Raw genomic sequence first — 3,232 nt, 5'->3', positions numbered from 1 at the left:
GTTGCCGCCGTGCCCCTGACGGATGCTTCACGCCCGACGACCGTACGCTGGAAAATCTTCCTGATTTTGCTGCTGCTGTCGGCCATCAACTACATTGATCGCGCATCACTCTCGGTGGCGCTGCCACTCATATCTACTGAGTTCAAGATGACACCGGCGCTTGAAGGCCTGATGCTCAGTGCGTTTTTCTGGTCGTACGCCTTGATGCAGATCCCCAGCGGTATGCTGCTGGACCGTTTTCAGGTGCGTAATATCATTGGTGTTGCCACCATCGGCTGGGGCGCATTTCAGGCAGTCGCTGGCGGTGCTCACAGCTGGATGATGCTGCTGCTGACCCGCGTTGGCCTGGGCGTCGCAGAGTCGCCGATCATGCCGGCCGGGGCCAAGCTCAACGGCGCGTGGCTCACACCTAACGAACGGGGTCGCGGTGCAACGCTAGTAGACGGCGGCGCCCCTTTGGGCACGGCATTCGGCGCCATTATCATCACCGGCCTGATCACCTGGTTCGACTCCTGGCGCATCGCGTTTTTCGTCGCAGGTGTGGGCACCATGCTGGTCGGCATATGGGCCTGGTGGTACATCCGTAACCACCCCTCCGAGCATCCCAAGGTCAACAGCGCAGAACTGGCCTACATCACCGACGCCAACAATGCTGCGACCAAGGCCAACGGCAGTGGCAAGGCGGTCATGAAAGAACTGCTCCGAAGCCGTTCTGTATTGGCCATGTTTGCCGGGTATGCCTGCTACAACAGCGTGTTCTATGGCTTGCTGACCTGGATGCCAAGCTATCTGCATCAGGCGCATAACCTCGACATCAAGGCCATGGGCGGTGCCACGTTCTTGATCTTCATGTGCGGGTTCATCGGCGAACTGGTCGGTGGCTGGCTCGCCGACAAGTGGAAGGCTGCGGGCGGCGAACCCAACAAGGTCATGCGCAGCATGTTTGGCGGCTCGGCGGCTGTCGCTGCGGTGTGCATCCTGCTGGTGGCCTATACCCCTGATGCCACGCGCGTGATTGCGCTGCTCTGTGTGGCTCTGTTCTTTATCCGTTGGTGCGGCATGTACTGGTGCCTGCCAGCGATCCTGGGCGGCAAATCGAAAGCCGGTGTGCTGGGCGGCAGCATGAACTTATGCGGCAACATGGTCGGGGTCATCGTGCCGATCCTGATTGGCTTGATCGTGCAGTTCACCGGTTCCTACTTCCTGGCGCTGATCTTCTTCGTCGTCATGGCATTCGGACTGATGCTGTTCTCCAGCCTGATTGATTATCGCGAACGTGGATTGGCTTAAACCGCCCGACTCCATTGCGCTACCTGACAAGCCGAGGTAACCGTCATGCAACTCATAGCGACAACAGGCAGTGAAATCGCTGCCAATGCCGTGATCAGACTCAACCCGCTGGACGATGTATTGATCGCCCGGCAACCGCTCACCAAAGGCCTGGAGCTGAACGCCGAAGGCATCCAGGTGCTTGAGCCGGTGCCCTCCGGCCACAAGGTCGCTGCGCGTCATATCGACGTGGGTCAACCGGTACGCCGCTACGGCCAGATCATCGGCTTCGCCAGTCAGCCGATCGAGGCGGGGCAACATGTGCACGTACACAACGTGGCGATGGGCGATTTCGCCCGGGATTACGCGTTCGGTGTCGATGCCAAAGGCAGCCCCGCGCCGACAGCGGAAACGTTCATGGGCATCGTACGCGCCGACGGTCGTGTGGCCACACGTAACTACATTGGCATTCTGACATCGGTCAATTGCTCGGCCACCGTGGCGCGCGCCATCGCAGACTACTTTCGCCGCGACATTCACCCAGAAGCGCTGATCGAATACCCCAACGTCGACGGTGTCGTGGCACTCACCCATGGCTTCGGCTGTGCGGTCGACCCTAACGGCGAAGCGCTGGCCATGCTGCGCAGAACCCTGGGCGGCTATGCCGTTCACCCCAACTTTGCCTCGGTACTGTTGATCGGACTGGGTTGCGAGACCAATCAGATTCCCGACCTACTGGCGGCTCAGGGCCTGAAAAGCAGCGACTCACTGCGCGCATTCACCATTCAGGGCACGGGCGGCACGTCTAAAACTATCGCCAGTGGCATCGCACAGGTGAAGTCACTGTTGGCACAAGCCAACAAGGTCAAGCGTGAACCGGTCAGCGCCAAACACCTGATCATCGGCCTGCAATGCGGCGGCTCGGACGGTTACTCGGGCATCACCGCCAACCCGGCGCTGGGCAATGCGGTAGACCGTCTGGTCGCGGCCGGTGGCACCGCCATTCTTTCTGAAACGCCGGAAATTTACGGTGCCGAACACTTACTGACCCGTCGCGCCGTCAGTCAGCACGTCGGTGAAAAACTGATTGCGCGTATTCACTGGTGGGAAGCCTATTGCAAGCGCATGGATGCCGAGCTGAACAACAACCCTTCGGCGGGCAACAAGGCAGGTGGATTGACCACTATTCTTGAGAAATCACTGGGCGCGGTGGCCAAAGCTGGCTCCACCGATCTGGTCGATGTCTACGAATACGCCGAAACAGTCAGAGCCCACGGCTTGGTGTTCATGGACACCCCAGGCTACGACCCGATCTCTGCAACCGGCCAGGTGGCCGGCGGGGCCAACCTTATTGCGTTCACCACGGGTCGTGGTTCGGCCTACGGGTGTGCGCCCTCGCCGTCCATCAAACTCGCCACCAACAACCGCCTGTGGGAAACCCAAGAGGAAGACATGGACGTTAACTGCGGCGGCATTGCCGATGGCACGATGACCATCGAGGAACGCGGTGAATACATTTTTCGCATGATGCTGCGCATCGCCTCGGGCGATAAAAGCAAAAGCGAGCAGCATGGCTACGGCCAGAACGAGTTCGTGCCGTGGCAGATCGGCGCGATCACTTAAGACCTTTCATTTAAGGACTTCACTCACTTCGGCGCCCCGGCTCCCCTCGTCCAGTACGATGCGGAGCCTCTTCATTTCAATGGCGTCGAGCCTCGCTACTTCCTTAATCATTTTCTCAGGAACCCTGACATGACTCAGATTCTCGGTCAAAGCTACATTGGCGGTCAGCGCGTCGGCGCAGGTAGCGTAAAGCTGCAAAGTTTCGATGCGACAACAGGCGAAGCGCTGCCGGGCGTGTTCATCCAGGCCACTCAGGACGAGGTCGATGCGGCAGCAAAAGCAGCCAGCGCCGCCTACCCGATTTATCGCAATTTGCCAGCAGCCCGACGCGCTGAGTTTC

Annotated in this window: 2 protein-coding genes and 1 pseudogene; all 3 read left to right on the top strand. The window is 59.6% G+C overall.

What is annotated here, in order from left to right; genetic code table 11:
• The first annotated feature begins 9 nt into the window (after positions 1–9).
• Positions 10–1,290 carry an MFS transporter gene (locus M0974_RS15595; RefSeq protein ID WP_297838417.1) on the top strand — a complete coding sequence of 427 codons (1,281 nt, stop codon included), beginning with the start codon at positions 10–12 and terminating at the stop codon, positions 1,288–1,290.
• 45 nt (positions 1,291–1,335) lie between these two features.
• Positions 1,336–2,892, top strand: coding sequence for a UxaA family hydrolase (locus tag M0974_RS15590; protein ID WP_297838414.1), 1,557 nt, complete (start codon positions 1,336–1,338; stop codon positions 2,890–2,892).
• A 129-nt stretch (positions 2,893–3,021) separates the two neighbouring features.
• Positions 3,022–3,232, top strand: a pseudogene (locus tag M0974_RS15585) (aldehyde dehydrogenase (NADP(+))); the annotation flags it as partial.

This window comes from Pseudomonas sp. (genome assembly GCF_026224925.1).
Classification (GTDB): Bacteria; Pseudomonadota; Gammaproteobacteria; order Pseudomonadales; family Pseudomonadaceae; genus Aquipseudomonas.
This window is presented reverse-complemented; position numbering and strand designations above follow the sequence as displayed.